Source organism: Pseudoalteromonas sp. MMG033, from assembly GCF_057197785.1.
The window spans coordinates 1547766-1568209 of sequence record NZ_CM170070.1; the positions used below are offsets into that span (position 1 = coordinate 1547766).

The 20444-nt window shown below is 44.4% G+C and carries 15 protein-coding genes; 11 read left to right on the plus strand and 4 right to left on the minus strand.

What is annotated here, in order from left to right; translation table 11 throughout:
- The first annotated feature begins 6 nt into the window (after window positions 1-6).
- The 6 genes from AC2CZC_RS06785 (at window position 7) to AC2CZC_RS06810 (ending at window position 10378) form a co-directional block, all read left to right on the plus strand.
- Window positions 7-732: an ABC transporter ATP-binding protein gene (locus AC2CZC_RS06785; RefSeq protein ID WP_484584278.1), complete on the plus strand. Its 726-nt coding sequence runs from the start codon at window positions 7-9 to the stop codon at window positions 730-732.
- Between the two features lie 42 nt (window positions 733-774).
- Entirely contained in the window at window positions 775-3171 is a 2397-nt protein-coding gene (locus tag AC2CZC_RS06790; protein WP_484584279.1) for an ABC transporter permease, read from the plus strand.
- Window positions 3172-3260: 89 nt separating this feature from the next.
- The gene (locus tag AC2CZC_RS06795; protein ID WP_484584280.1) at window positions 3261-4427 is read left to right on the plus strand and encodes an efflux RND transporter periplasmic adaptor subunit; all 1167 of its coding nucleotides are present in this window, start codon (window positions 3261-3263) and stop codon (window positions 4425-4427) included.
- 16 nt (window positions 4428-4443) lie between these two features.
- Window positions 4444-7584, plus strand: coding sequence for an efflux RND transporter permease subunit (locus AC2CZC_RS06800; RefSeq protein WP_484584281.1), 3141 nt, complete (start codon window positions 4444-4446; stop codon window positions 7582-7584).
- Window positions 7585-7864: 280 nt separating this feature from the next.
- Window positions 7865-9931: a S9 family peptidase gene (locus AC2CZC_RS06805; RefSeq protein WP_237138595.1), complete on the plus strand. Its 2067-nt coding sequence runs from the start codon at window positions 7865-7867 to the stop codon at window positions 9929-9931.
- A gap of 45 nt (window positions 9932-9976) precedes the next feature.
- A complete protein-coding gene (locus AC2CZC_RS06810; protein WP_484584282.1) occupies window positions 9977-10378 on the plus strand; it encodes a hypothetical protein in 402 nt (133 codons plus the stop codon).
- Here the strand turns inward: AC2CZC_RS06810 and AC2CZC_RS06815 are convergent.
- The gene (locus tag AC2CZC_RS06815; RefSeq protein ID WP_046354281.1) at window positions 10375-10842 is read right to left on the minus strand and encodes a Dps family protein; all 468 of its coding nucleotides are present in this window, start codon (window positions 10840-10842) and stop codon (window positions 10375-10377) included. The two genes, AC2CZC_RS06810 and AC2CZC_RS06815, sit on opposite strands and share 4 nt — an antisense overlap.
- 353 nt (window positions 10843-11195) lie before the next feature.
- Here AC2CZC_RS06815 and AC2CZC_RS06820 point away from each other — a divergent pair, with 353 nt between their 5' ends.
- Window positions 11196-11405: a hypothetical protein gene (locus AC2CZC_RS06820; RefSeq protein WP_039611328.1), complete on the plus strand. Its 210-nt coding sequence runs from the start codon at window positions 11196-11198 to the stop codon at window positions 11403-11405.
- 1 nt (window position 11406) lies between these two features.
- Here the strand turns inward: AC2CZC_RS06820 and AC2CZC_RS06825 are convergent, their stop codons facing one another.
- Together AC2CZC_RS06825 and AC2CZC_RS06830 are read right to left on the minus strand one after the other, a co-directional pair.
- Window positions 11407-12012, minus strand: coding sequence for an esterase/lipase family protein (locus tag AC2CZC_RS06825; RefSeq protein WP_484584283.1), 606 nt, complete (start codon window positions 12010-12012; stop codon window positions 11407-11409).
- Between the two features lie 8 nt (window positions 12013-12020).
- Window positions 12021-12557 carry a YaeQ family protein gene (locus AC2CZC_RS06830; protein ID WP_063360014.1) on the minus strand — a complete coding sequence of 179 codons (537 nt, stop codon included), beginning with the start codon at window positions 12555-12557 and terminating at the stop codon, window positions 12021-12023.
- Between the two features lie 103 nt (window positions 12558-12660).
- Between AC2CZC_RS06830 and ylqF the strand changes: the two genes are divergently transcribed.
- Window positions 12661-13605 carry a ribosome biogenesis GTPase YlqF gene (ylqF, locus tag AC2CZC_RS06835; RefSeq protein ID WP_046354279.1) on the plus strand — a complete coding sequence of 315 codons (945 nt, stop codon included), beginning with the start codon at window positions 12661-12663 and terminating at the stop codon, window positions 13603-13605.
- A 4-nt stretch (window positions 13606-13609) separates the two neighbouring features.
- Here the strand turns inward: ylqF and AC2CZC_RS06840 are convergent, their stop codons facing one another.
- A complete protein-coding gene (locus AC2CZC_RS06840) occupies window positions 13610-15019 on the minus strand; it encodes a sensor domain-containing diguanylate cyclase (RefSeq protein ID WP_484584284.1) in 1410 nt (469 codons plus the stop codon).
- A 913-nt stretch (window positions 15020-15932) separates the two neighbouring features.
- Between AC2CZC_RS06840 and AC2CZC_RS06845 the strand changes: the two genes are divergently transcribed.
- From AC2CZC_RS06845 to fusA, 3 genes are all read left to right on the plus strand, one after another.
- Window positions 15933-17234, plus strand: a complete 1302-nt coding sequence (locus AC2CZC_RS06845) for a GntP family permease (protein WP_484584285.1) — start codon at window positions 15933-15935, stop codon at window positions 17232-17234.
- 117 nt (window positions 17235-17351) lie between these two features.
- Complete coding sequence (locus AC2CZC_RS06850) at window positions 17352-18140, plus strand: TIGR00266 family protein (protein WP_039611344.1); 789 nt, start codon at window positions 17352-17354, stop codon at window positions 18138-18140.
- 163 nt (window positions 18141-18303) lie between these two features.
- A complete protein-coding gene (gene fusA, locus AC2CZC_RS06855; protein WP_023400238.1) occupies window positions 18304-20391 on the plus strand; it encodes an elongation factor G in 2088 nt (695 codons plus the stop codon).
- Window positions 20392-20444: the final 53 nt, after the last annotated feature.

Below are 20444 nucleotides of genomic sequence, written 5' to 3' on the forward strand. Positions count from 1 at the left end.
AGGAAGATGCAAAATATTATTGAAATGCAGGAAATTGGTAAGGTATTCACCACGGCTGATTTTCAAACTCATGCACTTAGAAATATCAATATGACAGTGGGTAAGGGAGAGTTTGTTTCCATATCTGGTCCTTCTGGATGTGGTAAGTCTACTTTGTTGTCTTTGATGGGACTGTTAGAGCCTGCGTCATCAGGTCGCTACTTATTGGCGGGTCAACAAGTCGATAATCTCACATTCGATCAGGCGGCTAGATTAAGAAACCTGCATATTGGCTTCATCTTCCAATCATTTAATCTCGTAGATGGACTGTCGGTATTCGATAATGTGGCGCTGCCATTACGCTACAGAGTGCCCAAAATCAATCGGCATGACACTCAGCAACGGGTGCAATCCTGCTTGGAAAAAGTCGGTTTACCTCATCGCAGTACCCACCGCCCAAATCAGCTCTCAGGTGGACAACAGCAACGAGTGGCTATCGCACGTGCATTGGTGACGCAACCCAGTATTTTGTTGGTGGATGAAGCAACAGGCAACTTAGACTCCAAAAGTGGTGATGCGGTGATGAAGCTCATCAGTGACTTGCATCAGCAGGGCACCACGATTTGCATGGTAACGCATGATCCGCGTTATGCTGATATGGCATCACGTCGTGTCCAGTTATTTGATGGTGAACTGTTAACCACGGTGAGCAGATCATCCGGTATGGCAAATACGGTCTTCGGCCCTCTATAAATTGGCTTTTGAGATCCACAGGAGGGCTTGGAAAAGATGAATATGATGCAGGAAAATATTAGCTCAATTAAAGCGCTATTTAACAAACTGAGATTTACGGTGTTATTTGTGGTACTGCTTGCCAGCGCGCTTGCCGGTGGTGCCTTGGTCAGCTTAATCGCTTGGCATGCATATGCACCGCTACCCTATGCACAGCCTGATCAATTGATTTGGTTACACGGTAGCATGGTTGATGATAAAGACAGTGTGGTGATGGATAAGGCGCTTTCCAATGTCGCAGCCCAATATATCGCCCAGCATGACACTCGGTTATCTATGGCGACGCCACTACACTACGGCGATGCACTGTATATGAATCATACCAGCCAGCCTAAGTTAAATCTAACTTATGCGGAGCCAGCGTTTTTTACCTTGTTTGAGCAAGAGTTGGTACAGGGGCGCTACTTTAGTCAAGGGCAAGCTGATGGCGTTATACCATTTGAAGCGGTTGTCAGTGAGTGCTTTGCTAAGCGTTATATGCCAAAGCTTTTAGAGCAGCAGAATCATAAACAAGTGTATAGTATGCAATTAGATCAGCAGACCTTTCAGGTGGTTGGGGTGGTTGCTTGCACTCAAACTGAGCCGCAGATTTACATGCCTAATCGATACTCTGACGTCTATGTTTCTTTTGGACACACAATAGATACACACGCGATGTCACAAGCGCATATTTCGGTGCGGTATAATACGTTTGTTGTTGGACGTTCGGCGACAGCGCAAATAGGGCAATCCATATCACCTGATATCACAGCGTATCTAGATACCCAGTTTCGTGCTGGATTAGTGGATTTTGGCAGTGCTCTTAATAACCATGTGCGCTTTGAATATGATGCGTTAAAGCAATATTTAAAAGGAGATATACAGCAGTCGAGTGATTGGCTGCTGCTGAGCGGCGGTGCGTTCTTATTGATCACCTTGATTAATTTGCTGACGTTCTATTTGCTAGACATCAAAAAGCAACAAGCACAACTTGTACTTAAAGCGACACTGGGTGCGCCACTGACCACATTGCGTCTGGCACATTACTGGCAGGTAATTGTATTGTTTCTACTCTCGGCGATGTGCGCTGTAGTGCTTATTGAGCTGGGGGTATTTACGATCCAGATGTTTGGTGGGCAATCGATTGCCCACTTAGATTGGCTACAGGTTAATTTTGTTCACTATGTCATGATGTTCGCCGTTGCCACCGTATTGGCGCTAGGGTTTGCTGTATTTGGTTTTAAGCAACTGCCATTTACAAGCCTCTATCAGAATTTGCAAGGTGCAGGAAAAGGTCAAGAAAAGCAACTGCCTCAGTGGTTTAGCGTCAGTATATTGGTCACTCAGTTGAGCATTGGCATGGTTGTATTGTGCATCGGTACTTGGTCGGCCAATTACTTCGGCAGTCAAATGCAGACCCCTTCAGGTATCGATGTAGAGGGTACCGTGTTTGTTGCCCGTCATCAGGTGTCTTGGCGCCAAGATGAAGCCGCTATCTCAGAGCGCAAACAACTCTTTTTATCTAATATTCAAGCACTTTCCGCTCACCCTAAAGTCGCTGCTGTTGCCTTGAGTAGCTTAAATCCTTTTGATACCAGCTATTTGGCTCAAATTGGCAAGCAGCCCGTGAAGTCTGCACAGGTAACGATGCATTCACAGTTAGTAGGGGAAGGTTATTTTACGCTGCTTGGGATACCGCTTATTGCAGGCGATACTTTCACACGGTTAGATAGCGCTCGACGAGAATCGGTCATCATAAATCGTGCTGCTGCAGAGATGCTCGGTATTGGGGTCGAAAACATTGGACTGAGCCTCTATGGTCGAAGCGGTCAGCCTATTAAGTTGTTGGGTATCGTAGACAATATTTATAGTCACGGCAAAGGTGCGCCTGCGACCGTGTATTTTCCACATGATTACTTTGAGGGGAATATGGTGATTAGGTTTAAACCTAATCAATCCATGTCAAAATTAGAACTATCTCAAGTTTTACAGCAACAGGCACATGGGCAAAGTGTCCGCGAGGCGCTCGGTTTAGCAACTCATTTATCTGGATTGAATCAGGCGGCTGTACTGAGCTTTTATAGTGGACTTGGGCTAAGCTTTTTAATGATTATGCAAGTACTTGTGGGGTTATATGGGTTGCTTGGTAATCTTGCTTTGGCCCAGCAACCAGTCTTGTTGATAAAACAACAAGTTGGTGCAACGCGCCTGCAGTTAATTATCGAGCAAATACACAGTCGTTTGGCGCATTTTGGTGCCGCCATGTTAATCGCAACAAGTGTAACGCTCGGTTTGGGAGCTTTCTTACCCACGATGGCAAGCAGCCTGCTTTTCAGTTACCTATGTGCTGTGATTTTATCTTTTATCGTATTGTTTATTATAGAGATTAATCACCTGAGAGGTCAGTTGAAAAAATATTGAAAGGTTGTAACAGATTCTTACAAATGTCACACCCTAGGGGGGGGAAATCTTGTTAATATAGCGCTAGGAAATTATCAATAGGTACAGTCATGCAAGCAAAAATACTGAAATGGATATTACCCTTCGCCGCGTTGGGTATTGGTATCATTGGGTTTATGGGCATAAACGCCGTGGCCAAAAATGATGATGAGTCTGACGTAGTGGATACGCGACCAATTGTTGAAGTTGAAGCGATTGAAGCACAAGATCATCAAGTTGTGATCAATAGCTATGGTGAAGTCGTGCCATTAGACCAAACTATGTTATCCGTGCAGGTGTCGGGAGAAATTGAGTATTGGCATCCAAAGTTTGTCACCGGCGGCATTGTCAGTAAAGGCGATGTATTACTGCGTATTGAAAAAGATAACTATGAAGCAGCGGTGTTGCAGGCGGAAGCTGCTTTATCGAGTGCGCAAGCTCAGTTAATCGAAGAGCAAGCTTTGGCAGATGTTGCGGCTGACGAAGCGAAGCGTTTTCCTAACAAGAAGCACACGGACTTATTTTTGCGCAAGCCTCAGTTGCTGAGTGCACATGCCGCGGTGAAGTCGGCAAAAGCGGCGTTAAAAAGAGCGCAGCGTGATCTAGATAATTGTGATGTAGTAGCCCCTTTTAATGCATTAATTGTATCGAGAGAAGTGGGGTTAGGCCAATTTGTCAGTACTGGCAGTCCGGTGGCACAATTAAACAACATTGAGCAAGCTGAAGTGGTGATCCCTATCGCGGGCTTTGACTCAATCTTTTTACCTGAACAAGTATCTGGTTTAAGGGCCACATTGACGCAAAAAGGCGTGAATGGCTTTACTCGTGATGCTTATATCCACCGTGATCTTGGTGTGGTTGATCAGCAAACACGTATGAGTAGTTTAGTGGTACGTATTGATGATCCGTACGGTTTAACCAGCAGCAAGCCTAAAGTGAAGTTTGGTACATATGTACAGGTTCAATTTAAGGGTGAGACGTTACGCCAGATCTATCGCCTTCCGCAGGAATTAGTGAATAACCAGACCGTATGGTTACTTAATGAAGAAGCACAACTAGAGCCGCGTCCTGTGCAAGTGATCCGTGAAGAAGGCATGTACTACCTAGTGGGTGAAGGGCTATCTAATCGCGATAAAGTTGTGGTGACACTACCTGAATACCCGCAACGCGGTATGGCTGTTAAAGTTGCAGGCCCTAAAGAAAATGAGACAGAGTCTGATAATGCGGGAAAGCTGTAACAGCAGGGAATGAACTATGAGTGAGCAAATCAAAACATCCCAAAAGGGGTTAATTGCCTATTTTGCGCATAACCCCGTCGCGGCGAATCTGATGATGGTCTTTATCCTGATAATGGGTATTGTGAGCTATTTGACGATTCAGCGACAAATGTTTCCGAGTATCGAGCTGAATTTTGTCAGCATTAATGCAAGTTACCCCGGTGCATCGCCGCAGGAAATTGAAGAAAGCATTCTTATCAAGATCGAAGAATCTTTGAAAGATGTGACTGAAATCGACAAAGGCGTTTATCGAGCGCGCCGTGGCAGCGGTAGTGTGCAGTTAGAAATTGACACCAGCGCTGATTTAAGCGATGTGGTTGAAAAGGTGCGAACCCGAGTTGACGGGATTGCGACGTTTCCAGCCGCCATGGAGCCGATCCGAGTTCAGCAAGTTGAGTTTCGTCAAGATGTGATCCAAATGGCACTGGCTGCAGATATCCCATTAAAGGATCTTAAACCTCTTGCTAAGGAAGTTGAAGATGAGCTGTTACAGCTATCCAATGTATCCTTGGTTGAGCGTAGCACCCCTGCGTATGAAATCGCGATTGAGATTGACCCAGATACACTACGCCGTTACGGCCTGACCATTAGCGATGTGAGTAATTCAATTCGCAGATACTCAGCCAATATATCAGCCGGTGAAGTACGTACGGATGCTGGGATTATTTCAGTGCGGGTTGAAAACCAAAAATACCGTGGAGATGAATTCAAACGCATCCCCGTCAAAGTGGGTGATAACGGCGCAAAAGTCTATTTACAAGACGTAGCGGTGATCAAAGATGAGTTTGTTGAAGGCGAGTTTTACTTCAAACAAAATGGCATCAATGCCGCATTCTTATCAGTCAAAGCAACCAAAGACCAAAACATGATCCCAGTTGCTAAAACAGTCCACGCTTATATTGAAGAAAAGAATAAGACGCTACCAGCTGGCGTGTCACTCACACCTATCGTAGACATGACTTACTACCTCGATGCACGTCTTGAAATGATGAAGAAGAATATGCTGCAAGGTGCGCTATTAGTGGCCATCATGCTATCAATCTTCTTGCGCTTTAAGCTTGCACTATGGGTGATGATAGGATTACCTGTGTGCTTCTTAGGCGCCATTATGTTGATGCCTGCATTTGGCGTGAGTATTAATATTGTGTCCTTGTTCGCATTTATCATGGTACTGGGGATTGTGGTCGATGATGCTATCGTCATAGGAGAGGCCGCCTATACCGAGGTTGAACGCAGTGGCCCAAGTGTTGACAGTGTTGTGCGTGGTGCAAAACGCGTTGCGACTCCTGCGACGTTCGGAGTCTTGACGACCATGGCGGTATTTGCGCCGATGATCATGTCCAGCGGGCCTCAAGGCGCTTTCTTTAAATCGATTTCTATTGTAGTGATACTGTGTCTGATATTCAGTTTAATTGAGTCAAAATGGATATTACCTGCTCACATAGGTCATACTAAATTTAAACCGCTGCGTGAAAACAGCCGACGCGCTAAGTTTAACAAGCATTTCTTTGCATTTGTGAATGGACCTTATCGTAATTTTGTTGAAAAAGCGGTGGAGTGGCGCTGGGCGGTATTCTGCGGTTTTATTGCTATTTTCCTTGTGAGTATGTCATTGATCACCTCTAATCAAGTGCGCTTTATCCCGTTACCGAAAGTGCCACATGACTTCCCACAAGTGAAAGTCATGCTCAATGACAATGTGTCTGATGAGCAGACGATGGCGGCACTGCAGCAAATCGAAACTATGATGCTGACTGTAGACAAAGACATCGAGCGTGAGCATGGCCAAAAGATGGTGAAAGACATCTTGGTATGGAATGAAGGCCGTAGTGAAGGTAATGTGCTCGCCGTACTTGTTGATGAAGACTTGCGTCCATTTGATGCTTTTGAATTGTCCCGCCGCTGGCGAGAAGCCATGCCCACAATTCCTGGTGTTAAATCGTTACTTGTTATTGATGATGTTAATGATGAGGGCAGTGGTGACGGTGAGTTTGGCTACCTGATTTATGGGCCAGATATTGATACGCTCAATGCTGCGGGCAGACAATTTATTTCTATGCTGCAACAAGAAAAAGGTTTGTTTGATATCAGTTCAACCATCGACCCACCGAGTAAAGAAATGCAGTTGTCGCTTAAGCCAGTGGCCTATGACTTAGGTTTGAATTTGGCCGATGTGGCTAATCAGATTGGTGATAGTTTCTATGGTGGTGAGGCGCAGCGTCTGATCCGTGATGGTGAAGAAATACGAGTGATGGTGCGCTATCCAAAACTGGATAGAGAAGCGGTAGCGTCACTGAAATATGCGCTGATCAAAACACCGGATGGACGTGAAGTAGTACTGGGCGATGTGGTTGAATTTACTGAAAAACCGGGTGTGAGTTATATACGCCGTGAAGGTGGTTACCGTACCGTGTATGTCTATGGCAGCATTGATGAGCAGGCAATTGAGCCTTCTGCGGTTGTTGATAACATCAAAGAAAACCTATTGCCTAAGTTATTTGAGCAGTTCCCAGGCGTGAAAACTGAACTTGGTGGCTCTGTAGAAGAGACGCAAGCGCAAGCCGATGAGCAGATCATGTTCTTTGCTGCGGGTATGATGATTGTGTACATCTTGCTGGCAGTGCCATTGAAGAGTTATTCTCAGCCGCTGATTATCATGTCGGTTATTCCATTTAGTTTGATTGGTGCAGTTTGGGGTCACTGGTTAAATGGCTTAGACATGAGCATGATGTCGACCTTTGGTCTCATTGCGGCTGCCGGGGTTGTTATTAATGACTCCTTGGTGATGACCGATTATGTCAACCAAGTACGCAAAGAAGGCGTGAGGCTCAAAGATGCGGTGATTGAGGCTGGGTGCGCGCGCTTTAGAGCAATCACCTTGACGTCCATTACAACGTTTGCAGGTGTTACACCGATCATCTTCGAAACCAGTTTACAAGCTAAGTTTGTTATCCCAATGGCGATTTCACTTGGTTTCGCGGTCTTGTTTGCAACGTTAATTACCTTGATATTAGTACCTTGCTTGTACATTATTTTGGTGGATATTAAGAGTGCTTTTTCGAAGCTTGGACAATCGACGAAACGCTTCAAGAAAGACTCGACTCAGTCGGCAGTATAGTTGATAGTCAATATATTAAAGCCCAGCGCCATGCTGGGCTTTTTTCATTTCTAACTACGTAATCAGATGTGCTATTCCGTTTTGATATTTAAAGTTATAAAGTAACACTTTCTACCTTCGTCTTAAGTTTTAGCTGACGTTTCGTTTAACGTTAAAATTTGGCCTTAACAGTATATGTATTTGATACTGTTTGGCGCACTAGGCCAGTTATGGCACAAAGCTGTACCTCACCTTTAGCTATGTTAGACTGGATGAATAATAACAAATCAGGAACATCTATATGACCAAAGCGCTTACCCCGCCAGTGGCAAAAAAAGTACCCCATGATATGGAGATACACGGGCATCAAAGGACAGATAACTATTACTGGATGCGCGATGATGAGCGTCAAAATGACGAGATATTAGCTCACTTAAAAGCAGAAAATGAGTATTGTGAAGCGATAATGCAACCGCATAAAGGTTTGCAGGCAACACTATTTGAGGAAATGAAAGGGCGTATCGTCAAAGATGATTCTTCTGTGCCAGTAAAAGATGGCCGCTATTGGTATACCAATGAGGTAAGTGGTGAGGAAGAGTATGGTCGTCATTATCGCGCCTTGAATGAAGCGATGGACGACAAAACTTTATTACTCGATGTGAATGAGTTGGCCAAAGCATTTGAATTTTATGAACTCGCCGATATGGCTGTGAGTCCAGATGATGATCTGCTTGCATACAGTGAAGATACAGATGGTCGAAGAATTTATACGATAAAGTTTAAAGATCTGAATACTGGCCAAATGCTGGAAGATTGCTTGGTTGAAACTGAAGGCGAAGTGGTTTGGGCAAATGATAATCGCACTGTCTTTTATGTGAAAAAAGATCTGCAAACCTTGCTGGGATTCCAAGTTTACCGCCATGTACTTGGTACACCACAAAGTGACGATGTCTTGGTGTATGAAGAGCAAGACCGCCAATACTACATGGGTCTTGGTAAAAGCCGTGATGAGAGCCAAATTTATATTTACTTGTCTGCGACAGAGACGAGCGATGTGCTTTATCTCGATGCTGAGCAGCCGATGGGCGAGTTCAAGCGCTTGTTAGCACGACAAGAAGGGCATGAATATGGTCTTGATAAGTTTGGCGAACACTATTATTTGTTGACTAATAGTGATGCAAAGAATTTTCGCATGGTGCGAGCTGGCTTAGACGTGGTGAACGATCCTAGTCAGTGGGAAGAGTTGATTGCGCACCGTGAACACGTCCTGCTAGAGGGATTGGAGTTATTTGAGTCACATTTTGTGATCACTGAGCGAGAGATGGGGCAAATCCGTTTTGTCATTCATGATTATACGGGGGCAAGTTATCAATTAGGCTTTGATGACGAGTGTTATTATGCGGGGGTTGGCTATAACCCAGAGCCAAAATCAACCTCGGTACGTATCACTTATTCTAGTTTGACGACGCCAAGCAGTGTCTATGAATGTGATTTGGCAACTGGCCAAAAAACCTTGAAAAAACAAGTCAAAGTGCTGGGGGATTTTAAACCTCAGGATTATGCATCTGAGCGCTTACACATTACAGCACGCGATGGCGAGAAAGTCCCTGTCTCTATTGTTTATCGAAAGTCGATGTTTAATAAGGATGGCACAAATCCATTATTACAATATGGCTATGGTGCTTATGGCTATACCGTTGACCCAACTTTCTCAAGCACGACTTTGAGCTTGTTGGATAGGGGCTTTGTTTATGTAATCGCTCATATCAGGGGTTCAGAAATGCTGGGCCGTCAATGGTATGAAAATGGTAAAAAAGCCCATAAAGAAAATAGCTTTAACGACTTTGTGGATGTCACTCGTGCATTAGTCGAGCAGCAATATGGTGCGGCAGATAAAATATTTGCATCGGGTGGCAGTGCAGGTGGCCTATTGATGGGCGCGGTAATGAACCAAGCGCCTGAGCTGTATTTAGGAATTGGTTGTCATGTGCCATTTTTAGATGTACTGACCACTATGTTGGATGAGTCTATTCCTCTCACAACCAATGAGTATGATGAGTGGGGGAATCCAAATTACTTGGCTGACTATGAGAGTATTTTGTCTTACTCGCCTTATGACAATTTAGCCGCAAAGCACTATCCTAATACACTAGTAACAACAGGTCTGCATGACTCACAAGTCCAATATTGGGAGCCTATGAAATGGGTTGCTAAGCTCAGAGAGCTTAAAACGGATGATAACGTACTGGTGTTTAAAACAGACATGGACTCTGGACATGGTGGTGCGTCTGGCAGGTTTAAGAGCTTAAATGAGAAAGCGTTGGAAATGGCCTTTTTTATCTCTTTGTTACCGCAGCAGGCTGACTAATTGATTTGGTGATTGACTTCGCGTATTGGGTTTTAGGAGGACAGTATGTTTTCAGTACATGGACAGTGGCAAATAGACATTACTCCACCGACGGTTTTTGTAAACCTAGTGGGCGCATTCAATAGCGAAGGCGTCGCTGCGTTGGTGAAAGAAGCTCGCACGCGTTGGCAAGACTATCAGCCTGGTGAATTACACTGTGCTGTCGTTAATCTCAGCCAGTTTGAAATGACCACTGCTGATAGCATTGCTGCACTGAAAGTTTATTGCAAAGACATGGAACAGCGTGGTTATCGTCAGATTGACTACATTGGCATTGATGCCCTAACCCGAAAATTCATTTGTGAGTTGTGGACAGACAGTGACATCAAGGTACAGATGTACCTTGATGTGGCAGCCTACCTGAGCCAACATCCGAGCTATCGCGGTGCCGCCTCATGGCTGGATTAGCCTAAATAAGCCTTGAGCATCCAAACTAACTTTTCTTGCTCCGTGATGTAATCTCCCATGAGAGACGCGGTGCCCTCATCCTCGGCATCAGCGGCTTGCGCCAGTATAGTACGTTGCGACTTAATGAGTTGAGTGAAACCGGCAAGCAGGGTTGCGACTGCTTCAGGGCCATTTTGAATATCTTTTGCTTCGGCAATTTCACTGGCGTTGAGGTAATCGCTAAATGCATGCAGTGGGATACCTTCAATGGTTAAGATACGCTCTGCTAATTCGTCCACTTTGAGTAATAGCTGGTTGTAAATTTCTTCAAATTTAACGTGTAGTTCAAAAAACTCTCTCCCTTTGATGTTCCAGTGGAAGCTGCGCGCATTCATATATTGAATTTGGTAGCTACTTAAAAGCACGTTTAATGCTGCAACCAGTTGCTCACTTTTCTGTTTGTCTAACCCTATGCTATTTGTCATTGTTCGCTACCTTATGATGTTTTTCCGCAGCGGATGCGGCGTGTTTAAATGCTTGTCACTGTGTGACTTTGTATGTTGTACAGTGTGGCGGATGGAGGCGAGAAAGGCCAACGACTAAAAGCGATTATAGCCATCGAAAAAGTCGTTAGTACTTGCTTAAAGCTTGCCACTTTGACTAAAAAGTCAGCGCTTTGTTGATCCATCGCAAATGTGAATAGGTGTATGTATAAAGCGGTTTTCCAGCTTGATTTAGGTCAATTTTCATACCGACATCAAGGCCATAATGAAAAGGCAAAGCGCCCTGTTTTATTTTTTAGGCCATTTCTAGGGCGCTCATTTTTAAGGAGAGCTCTATGAAAGGTAAAACAGAATCCCAGCACAAAGGTGAAATTACCGTTGTTGTTATTGCGCTGGTGGCTTTTGTGGTTGGGCTAGTGGGGCATTTAGCAGGCGCTAGTTATGCAAACTCAGACAGCTTTGGCTATTTGGCAGCACCGGTTCCATTAATTACGGGTATCATTGCCTTGGTCGCATATAAAGTCGCGCAAAAGGCAGATAAATAACTTACTTATCGCGACTGATCACGTCAATGATATAGTCCATCACGCTACGTGAATAAATTAAGGTGGTATGGCTGCGGTGAAACACTTTATGCTCGGCCATGCCCTTTAGTTTTGTCTCATCGAGCAACACTGTGCCGTCCGAGCGGCTGCCTTTTTGCAATAAGGGCATCAACCCAATCGGTAAGTCGCCTGCAATGCTATATAAACGCGCATTAAAAGGCCATGTGTTGGTCTCGCTCAATAAATATTCCACACTGTTTTTTAATAAGCGATCAAACCCTTTATCATGCATATGTTTTGCGATGGCACTGCCTTTGTGTGGTGTGCCAAGGGTAATGACTTTTTCAACATGTTGGCTCTGTGCTGAGGCATGGGTGAGATAATCTCTGGCGACCAGTCCACCCATAGAATGACATACAAACGCAGTGGGTTTATCAGCGATAAATGCATCTATTTGTTTGAAGATAGACTGTCTGTCGGGGGCCAAGGTGTTGTAGCTTAAATTGAGAATTTCACAGCCGGTTTTTTCTAACCGAGTACAAAGCGGCTGCATCACAAACCCTGACATATATAGTCCGTGAAGGACGACAATCCGCTTTATATTCATATGCTTCCTTATTTAAGCTGGGTTGGCACAATTTGCACGCTGTGCTGTGAGTCACTGAGCCATATTTCGCCATCTTGGATGGTCGCTGTCAAATCCATTGAACGTGCGAATAGTTCCACCATTTGTGAAGTGGCTGAATAAGGTAGGCTGTAAACACGCAAATTATCATATTGATTGGCAGCAGACTGATTCTTCTTCCACCAAATCTCTTGGGTGTTTTCACCATACGTGTACAAGACCACTTGCTGCGAACGCACAGCTGCTTTTTTCAGGCGCTTTTCATCTGGCAAACCAACATCAACCCACAGCTCAATGTCATCGGTCAGATTTTTTTGCCACGCGGCAGGCTCATCATCCACACATAGCCCTTTAGTAAAGCTCAGCTCTTCAGTGTATTGCAAGATATAAGCAAGTAGACGCACCATCAATCGCTGTTCGTTCTCTGAAGGGTGCTGCGCCAAAGTGAGTGACTTATCGGTATAGACATGCCTATCCATATCACTGATATTTAGGTGTGCTTTTAGAATTGTAGATTTTAGGGCCATGTTATTATGCTGAGAGTTTTTAAAGGCCCAGTATATCAAGATTTATCTATCTGGTGCGTTTTACGTTAAAATAGTCACAGATTTTAGTTTTGGAGAGATTTTTATGGCCATCCAATGGTTTCCTGGACATATGAATAAGGCGCGCAATGAGATTAAAGAAATCATGCCGCAGATGGATGTCATTATTGAAGTACTTGATGCGCGTATTCCGTATAGCAGTGAAAACCCAATGGTGGCGCAATTACGCGGTGACAAACCGGTCATCAAAATCTTAAACAAAGCGGACTTAGCAGATCCCGAGATGACCAAAGCTTGGATGGCGTATTTTGAGCAAGAGGATGGGGTAAAAACCTTATCATTTGGTCATGACAAGGCGGCGGAAGTTCATCGCATTAATGCGCTGTGTAAAAAGTTAGCGCCGCACAAGGTCGGTCAAGACAAGCAGTTAAAAGCCATGATCATGGGTATTCCTAATGTTGGTAAATCAACACTTATCAATATACTAGCTGGTCGTATTGTCGCTAAGACAGGCAATGAGCCTGCGGTAACCAAGGCGCAGCAACGCATTCGCTTAGAAGATGGTATCATGCTGTATGACACGCCAGGTATGTTGTGGCCAAAGGTTGAAAATGAAAACTCGGGCTATCGTCTAGCCGCAACGGGTGCTATCCGCGATACAGCCATTAACTATGAAGAAGTGGCAAGTTATACCGCTGAATATTTGTTGAAGGCGTACCCTGAACTACTGAAAAGTCGTTATAAAATTGATGAGTTGCCAGATTGCGATTGGACATTTATTGAAATGGCCGGGCGAAAACGAGGCTGTATCCGCGGTGGCAATCAGGTAGATACTCATAAAATGTCAGAGATCCTGATCAATGAGTTACGCGATGCGGTGCTTGGCCATGTAACCATGGAAACACCGCAAATGCGTGAAGAGGAAGAGCAAATGGTTGCCGAGATCCGTGCAGCCGCAGAAGCGAAAAAGGCAGCCCGCGAGGAAGAAAAGCGTCAACGTCGCGCTCGTGCACGAAAGAATCGTCGCTAATTCATTAGGCGGCTTTTGCAAGCACTGAACGATTGCGTCCAGTGCTTTTGGCGCTGTATAAAGCAGCGTCTGCGCGCTTCAACAATCCATCCTCAGATTCATCAATATGATATTGTGCAAGGCCAATACTGGCCGTGACTTTGACTTCGCACTCACTGGCATTAAGCGCTTGGTGGATATGTTCTGCCAGTTCATGGCCTTGATTGAGCTCTGTTTTGGGGAGCAATATCACAAACTCTTCGCCACCCCAGCGACATACTGAACCGTGATTTTTGACGACTGATTTACAAATATGTGCAACATGCTTAAGAACTTTGTCACCGACTAGGTGCCCGTGTTTGTCATTTACTTGCTTGAAGTGGTCAATGTCTAACATCATCATCACCAATGGCTTGAATTGGTTGCGCGCTTTTTGTAGCTCAGATTGCAGCCTAGGTTCAAATGCTTGTCGATTGTAGGTGTTTGTCAGCTTATCAAACGTCGCCATCTTTTCTAGCCGCTTTTGGTAGTGGTTAAAGGTGAGCTGAGCGCTAAATAATATGACGCCCGTGATCACAACACCCATCAACAAATTGATGTAGAGGCTTTCCGATAGGGAGTTATTTTGGTCAAGTGATTGCTCAACAATGAGATACCAACCAAAGTGAGCCAAATAACGAGAGTTGATAAACAAAGTTTTACCGTCTTGCTCTAAGCGTAATTTATAGGTTTGGTTGTCTAATAATTTCGTACCATGTTGACCAAACTTGTCGCTTAATGAGTAGTCTGCGAAGGTAGCGTCGTTATAAAACAATAAGCGACCTTTATGATCGATAAAATAAACTTTCCGATCGTAAGTATGCTGATACTTATCGATGAGACGTTTTAGATGATCTAGCTTGATACCAACCCCAGTGACGCCCTTTACTTGATTGTTCACCATGATTTTGTGATTGACAAAGATGGTTGCTTGGTGGTCATCTCTTGGGTCTAAGTCAACATTGAGCGTATATAAGGCATCGTTGTCTAGGGTATCTTGGTACCAGGTATCCTGCTTGATTAACGTCGTGGTACTACCATCATAGCGATAATAGGTTTTGTCGTGACTGGTAGCGAGAAAGCTGGTGACAGCATCAAAATCACTGCGTGTCTGTCTGAGATATTCAAATAAGAATGCTGTGTCTTTTTCGGGTTGGGCCAACCAAGCATGCAAAAAGGTGTTGTTGGCCATTTGCGATGAAATAATAATGGGAGCTTGCAGCTGCTTTTGAAGATCGGTATGGATCAGATGGCTAGTGAGGGGGAGTGCATCATTTTCAATGCCACGAAATAACGATTGCTTAGCAATGATTAAACTAAACCAGCTGGTAAAAATGAAGCCTGCTAGGAGCAGCACCGTTAAGATGAAGTTATAGCGGTAGCGTGTTTGAGTCATTGCACTGTTGTTCGAAACAAAAAGGAGTCAGAGTTTATCAAGTAGGTACATAGGTAAACTATTACACTTGATTACAACAGCTTTATTAGTCGCAATAAAAAAGGCCCTGTAAGGGCCTTTTAGGTTCATATCTACCGTCACCGATATGAGCAATGTAGCAAGTAAAATAGTAAGTTGGTTGTTAGTGAATCGCGTTAAGGGGCGTTAATGTTCATCACTGACAACCAGAAGCTGTTTGCGTGCGCCACACGTGTTTCGGGGTCGAGAAACAAAATCTGAGTACGTCAACAAAGTGTGTTTATCCGTCTTTGTTGAGATTGATTATCAATTAGATCTGAGTGGGTGTCAATACTTATTTGAAAATAATTCTCATTTAGTTTTGTTGGTGGGTTTTGCAGTGATTAACGTGCATTGATGTCGTTGATATAGCGAGTGTGTGGCATTCGTTTGTACAGATATATTTTGTGGGAATGCAGCTCAAAAATGAGTGGTGATACATCGAGGGTAATAAAAAAGCCCGCAATTGCGGGCCTTTTTTGATCATATCTACCGTCACCGATATGAGCAATGTAGCAAGTAAAATAGTCGGTTTTTACAAGTTGTTTTAGGGGCGTAAAACAACGCGTTATTACCTAGCGTGTAACGTTCGCTCAACGTGTTTCAGGGTCGAGAAACAAAATTAGAGTACTTCAACAAAATAAACCGTCACTTACTTTGTTGAGATTGATTATCAATAACATCTGGCTCAGTGTCAATACTTATTTGCAAATAATTCTCATTTAATTTTGTTGTATTCATCGCTGTAGTTGACCAAGGCCTTGCTTACCCTTACTTTTCTGTGTGCTAAGACACTTTATTTCCTGATCTTTTCGGCGTATAACAGTTACATAAAAATAACAAAAGAGGTGGGTTAATGGTCAGTACATTGGGGTTGATCGGTGCATTGGCAGCATTGATTTGGCTGACTTTAAGAGGGATGAATCTGTTTATTGCTGCGCCGATATGTGCGCTATTGGTCGCACTTAGTAGTGATATTGCAATATTTAATGGCATAAATGACGGTAACTTTGTTTCAATTTATATGTCCGGATTCAGCGGCTTTATTCAAGCTTGGTTCTTTATGTTTTTGCTGGGTTCTTTGTTTGGCAAATTTATGGAAGATACGGGCGCTGCAGATGCCATTGCGCGCTACATTACCGATAAAATAGGAATGAAGCACGCTGTATTCGCAATTGTATTTGCGTGTGCTTTACTCACTTATGGCGGGGTGAGTGTTTTTATAGTGGCGTTTTCTGTTTATCCGATGGCACTGAGCTTATTTAAGGATGCGGATCTTCCCCGGCGTTTTATCCCTGCTGTTCTGGCTTTTGGCTCTGTGACATTTACCATGACCTCGGCGGGCTCCCCTGAAATACAAAACTGGATCCCAATAAAATACTTGGGCACGTCTCCCTATGCTGCATGGCAAGAAAGCTTGATTGTCGCCATATTTATGGCTGCCTTGGGCTATTTTTTACTCGTTAAAATGATTAAAAAGGCAGTCGCCAATGGCGAGTCTTTTGAAGCGAGAGCGGGCGACCCTGTCGAAGATAAGCGCCATTTGCCCCATCCAATCACAGGCCTCTTACCCTTACTCGTGGTACTGAGTTTGTCATTTCTATTACATGAACAGCTCCAGCAAAGTGCTTTAATTGTCGCCCTGCTCGGTGGCGTCGTGTCTATTTTTATCATTAATTTTAAGTACTTTAAAAGTTTATCTCAGGCAATTAATCTCGGCACAACTGGCGCGTTAGTGGCAATCGGTAATACCGCGGCAGTGGTCGGTTTTGGTGCCGTTGCTAAAGGTACGCCTGCGTTTCAAGAGGCTGTGGCCTTAATGACGTCTATTCCAGGTAATGAGTTGCTTGGCGCGGCAATAGCGGTGAGCGTCATCGCAGCATTGACGGGATCTGCCTCTGGTGGGCAAGCAATTGCGCTACCTTTGGTCGCACCTCATTATTTAGATTTAGGGGTCGATGAAAACCAGCTGCATCGTGTCGTCGCTATTAGCTCGGGTGCACTGGACACTTTGCCACACAATGGCTATGTCGTGACAACGGTACGGGCGATTTGTGGTGAGAAACACCAAGATGCTTATTGGCCACTGGCAGTTTTGACGGTATGCGTGCCTTTATTAGGGGTGGCTTTGATCTTGGGGCTATTTATTTGGTTTTAACTGAAGGTGTCAATGGGGAAGCTGTTGTCATGCAAAATTCATTGCATTGTACTAACTTTGACAGACAAAAAGGCTGTGAAGACACAGTAATTTGGGCACATAAAAGGAGAATAAAATATGCATTGTCATGAAATTGACTACGAAATCATTGGCGAATCTATGCAGATGGTTGAAGTGGAGTTGGATCCCAATGAAACGGTTATTGCTGAAGCCGGCGCGATGAACTACATGCAAGATGGCATTAGTTTTGAGGCAAAAATGGGTGACGGCTCTGATGTAGATCAAGGCTTTATGGGCAAGTTATTCAGTGCTGGTAAGCGTTTAATTAGTGGTGAGTCGTTATTTATGACGCACTTCACCAATGAAGGTGTGGGCAAAAAACGCGTGGCATTTGCAGCGCCTTTTCCGGGTTCTATTTTGGCGTTAGATATGGCGACCTTAGGTCAATCTGTTTACTTACAAAAAGATTCATTTTTATGTGCAGCACTGGGCACCAAAGTGGATATTGCATTTCAGCGCAAACTTGGCGCGGGCTTTTTTGGTGGAGAAGGGTTCATATTAGAGCACTTACAGGGCGATGGAATGGCATTTGCCCATGCAGGCGGCACTGTGGTTGAAAAGCAACTTAATGGTGAAACACTGCGCGTTGATACCGGCTGTGTAGTTGGGTTCAGCGAAGGCATCGAATTTGATATTGAGCGGGTAAAAGGCCTGAAAAGTATGTTTTTTGGCGGTGAAGGACTCTTTTTAGCGACGCTAAAAGGCCATGGTACGGTGTGGATCCAAAGCTTACCATTCTCTAGATTAGCGGATCGTGTGCTTGAGCACGCACCAAAACAGGGCGGTAGCAGGCAGGGCGAAGGCTCTGTATTAGGCAGTGTTGGCGATATCATTGATGGTGATTAAGGTTAAAAATGGCTTATTTAATGCAGTTCAACAATGCAATATCGCAGCGAATGCGTTTTAATTGCAAATTGGCTGCATTTTAATCGACTTCAAGGATGATGTTCGCCTAAAGAGGTGATATACTCCCGCCGAATAATTTTTCTACTTTAAATAGAGTAAAACAATGGCAGATTTATCGAAATACAGAAACATTGGTATTTTCGCGCACGTTGATGCGGGTAAAACTACGACCACTGAGCGTATTCTTAAGCTTACTGGTAAGATTCACAAAACTGGTGAAGTACACGATGGTGAGTCAACTACTGACTTCATGGAACAGGAAGCAGAGCGTGGTATTACTATCCAGTCAGCAGCTGTTACTTGTGAGTGGAAAGGCCACCGTTTAAACGTTATCGATACTCCTGGACACGTTGACTTCACAGTTGAAGTATACCGTTCACTTAAAGTTCTTGATGGTGGTATCGGTGTATTCTGTGGTTCTGGTGGTGTTGAGCCTCAGTCAGAAACTAACTGGCGTTATGCTAACGAATCAGAAGTTGCACGTTGTATCTTCGTAAACAAACTAGACCGTATGGGTGCTGACTTCTACCGCGTAGTAGGTCAAGTAGAGAAAGTACTTGGCGCAAACCCACTAGTTATGACTCTTCCTATCGGTATCGAAGATCAGTTCACAGGTGTTGTTGACGTACTAACGAAAAAAGCATACATCTGGGACGAGACTGGCCTTCCAGAAAACTACGAAATCACTGACGTTCCAGCTGACATGGTTGAGAAAGTTGAAGAGTACCACGAGATGCTAGTTGAGTCTGCTGTTGAGCAAGACGACGACCTAATGGAAGCATACATGGAAGGTGAAACTCCTTCACTAGAGCAAATCAAAGCTTGTATCCGTAAAGGTACACGTGACCTTGCTTTCTTCCCAACTTTCTGTGGTTCTGCATTCAAAAACAAAGGTATGCAGCTAGTACTAGACGCAGTTGTTGATTACCTACCGTCTCCAACTGAAGTTGATCCTCAGCCTCTAACTGATCCTGAAACTGGTGAGCCTACTGGTGACGTTGCGACAGTTGACGCAGAAGAGCCACTTAAAGCGCTTGCGTTCAAAATCATGGACGACCGTTTCGGTGCACTTACGTTCATCCGTATCTACGCTGGTCGCATGAAGAAAGGTGACACGATCCTTAACTCTGCAACTGGTAAAACTGAGCGTATCGGCCGTATGGTTGAGATGCAAGCAGACGAGCGTAACGAACTTACTGAAGCACAAGCGGGTGACATCATCGCTGTTGTAGGTATGAAGAACGTTCAAACTGGTCACACTCTATGTGATCCTAAGCACGAATGTACTCTAGAAGCGATGATCTTCCCTGATCCGGTAATCTCTATCGCTGTTGCACCTAAAGATAAAGGTGGTAACGAGAAGATGGGTATCGCTATCGGTAAGATGGTTGCAGAAGATCCGTCATTCCAGGTTGAGACTGACGAAGATTCAGGTGAAACTATCCTTAAAGGTATGGGTGAACTTCACCTAGACATCAAGGTAGACATCCTTAAGCGTACTTACGGCGTTGAGCTAGTTGTTGGTCAGCCTCAGGTTGCTTACCGTGAAACTATCACGCAAGAAGTTGAAGACAGCTACACGCACAAGAAGCAGTCTGGTGGTTCTGGTCAGTTCGGTAAGATCGACTACCGCATCAAGCCAGGTGAAGTTGGTTCTGGTTTCACGTTCTCATCTTCAGTTGTTGGTGGTAACGTACCTAAAGAATTCTGGCCTGCAGTTGAGAAAGGCTTTGCGTCAATGATGGAAGAAGGTGTTCTAGCTGGCTTCCCTGTACTAGACGTTGAAGTTGAGCTATTCGACGGTGGTTTCCACGCAGTTGACTCATCAGCAATCGCATTCGAAATCGCTGCTAAAGGCGCTTTCCGTCAGTCTATCCCTAAAGCGGGTGCACAACTTCTTGAGCCAATCATGAAAGTTGACGTGTTCACGCCAGATGACAACGTAGGTGACGTAATCGGTGACCTTAACCGTCGTCGTGGTATGATCAAAGACCAAGAAGCTGGCGCAATGGGCGTTCGTATCAAGGGTGAAGTACCTCTATCTGAAATGTTCGGATACATTGGTCACCTACGTACTATCACGTCTGGTCGTGGTCAGTTCTCAATGGAATTCTCTCACTATGCACCATGTCCGCAAAACGTTGCTGACGCGGTAATCGCTGCTGAGAAAGAAAAGAAAGCTGCTAAGTAATTAGCTAACTCCTTTCTTTTGAAAAAACCGCCTTAGGGCGGTTTTTTTATGTG

Bases quoted from the DNA above. Each gene is read 5' to 3' on its own strand.
- ylqF (WP_046354279.1), top strand. From the start codon at position 12,661: ATGGCCATCCAATGGTTTCCTGGACATATGAATAAGGCGCGCAATGAG.
- fusA (WP_023400238.1), top strand. From the start codon at position 18,304: ATGGCAGATTTATCGAAATACAGAAACATTGGTATTTTCGCGCACGTT.
- AC2CZC_RS06815 (WP_046354281.1), bottom strand. From the start codon at position 10,842: ATGACAAATAGCATAGGGTTAGACAAACAGAAAAGTGAGCAACTGGTT.
- AC2CZC_RS06830 (WP_063360014.1), bottom strand. From the start codon at position 12,557: ATGGCCCTAAAATCTACAATTCTAAAAGCACACCTAAATATCAGTGAT.
- AC2CZC_RS06810 (WP_484584282.1), top strand. From the start codon at position 9,977: ATGTTTTCAGTACATGGACAGTGGCAAATAGACATTACTCCACCGACG.
- AC2CZC_RS06845 (WP_484584285.1), top strand. From the start codon at position 15,933: ATGGTCAGTACATTGGGGTTGATCGGTGCATTGGCAGCATTGATTTGG.
- AC2CZC_RS06820 (WP_039611328.1), top strand. From the start codon at position 11,196: ATGAAAGGTAAAACAGAATCCCAGCACAAAGGTGAAATTACCGTTGTT.
- AC2CZC_RS06785 (WP_484584278.1), top strand. From the start codon at position 7: ATGCAAAATATTATTGAAATGCAGGAAATTGGTAAGGTATTCACCACG.
- AC2CZC_RS06850 (WP_039611344.1), top strand. From the start codon at position 17,352: ATGCATTGTCATGAAATTGACTACGAAATCATTGGCGAATCTATGCAG.
- AC2CZC_RS06805 (WP_237138595.1), top strand. From the start codon at position 7,865: ATGACCAAAGCGCTTACCCCGCCAGTGGCAAAAAAAGTACCCCATGAT.
- AC2CZC_RS06800 (WP_484584281.1), top strand. From the start codon at position 4,444: ATGAGTGAGCAAATCAAAACATCCCAAAAGGGGTTAATTGCCTATTTT.
- AC2CZC_RS06795 (WP_484584280.1), top strand. From the start codon at position 3,261: ATGCAAGCAAAAATACTGAAATGGATATTACCCTTCGCCGCGTTGGGT.
- AC2CZC_RS06790 (WP_484584279.1), top strand. From the start codon at position 775: ATGATGCAGGAAAATATTAGCTCAATTAAAGCGCTATTTAACAAACTG.
- AC2CZC_RS06825 (WP_484584283.1), bottom strand. From the start codon at position 12,012: ATGAATATAAAGCGGATTGTCGTCCTTCACGGACTATATATGTCAGGG.
- AC2CZC_RS06840 (WP_484584284.1), bottom strand. From the start codon at position 15,019: ATGACTCAAACACGCTACCGCTATAACTTCATCTTAACGGTGCTGCTC.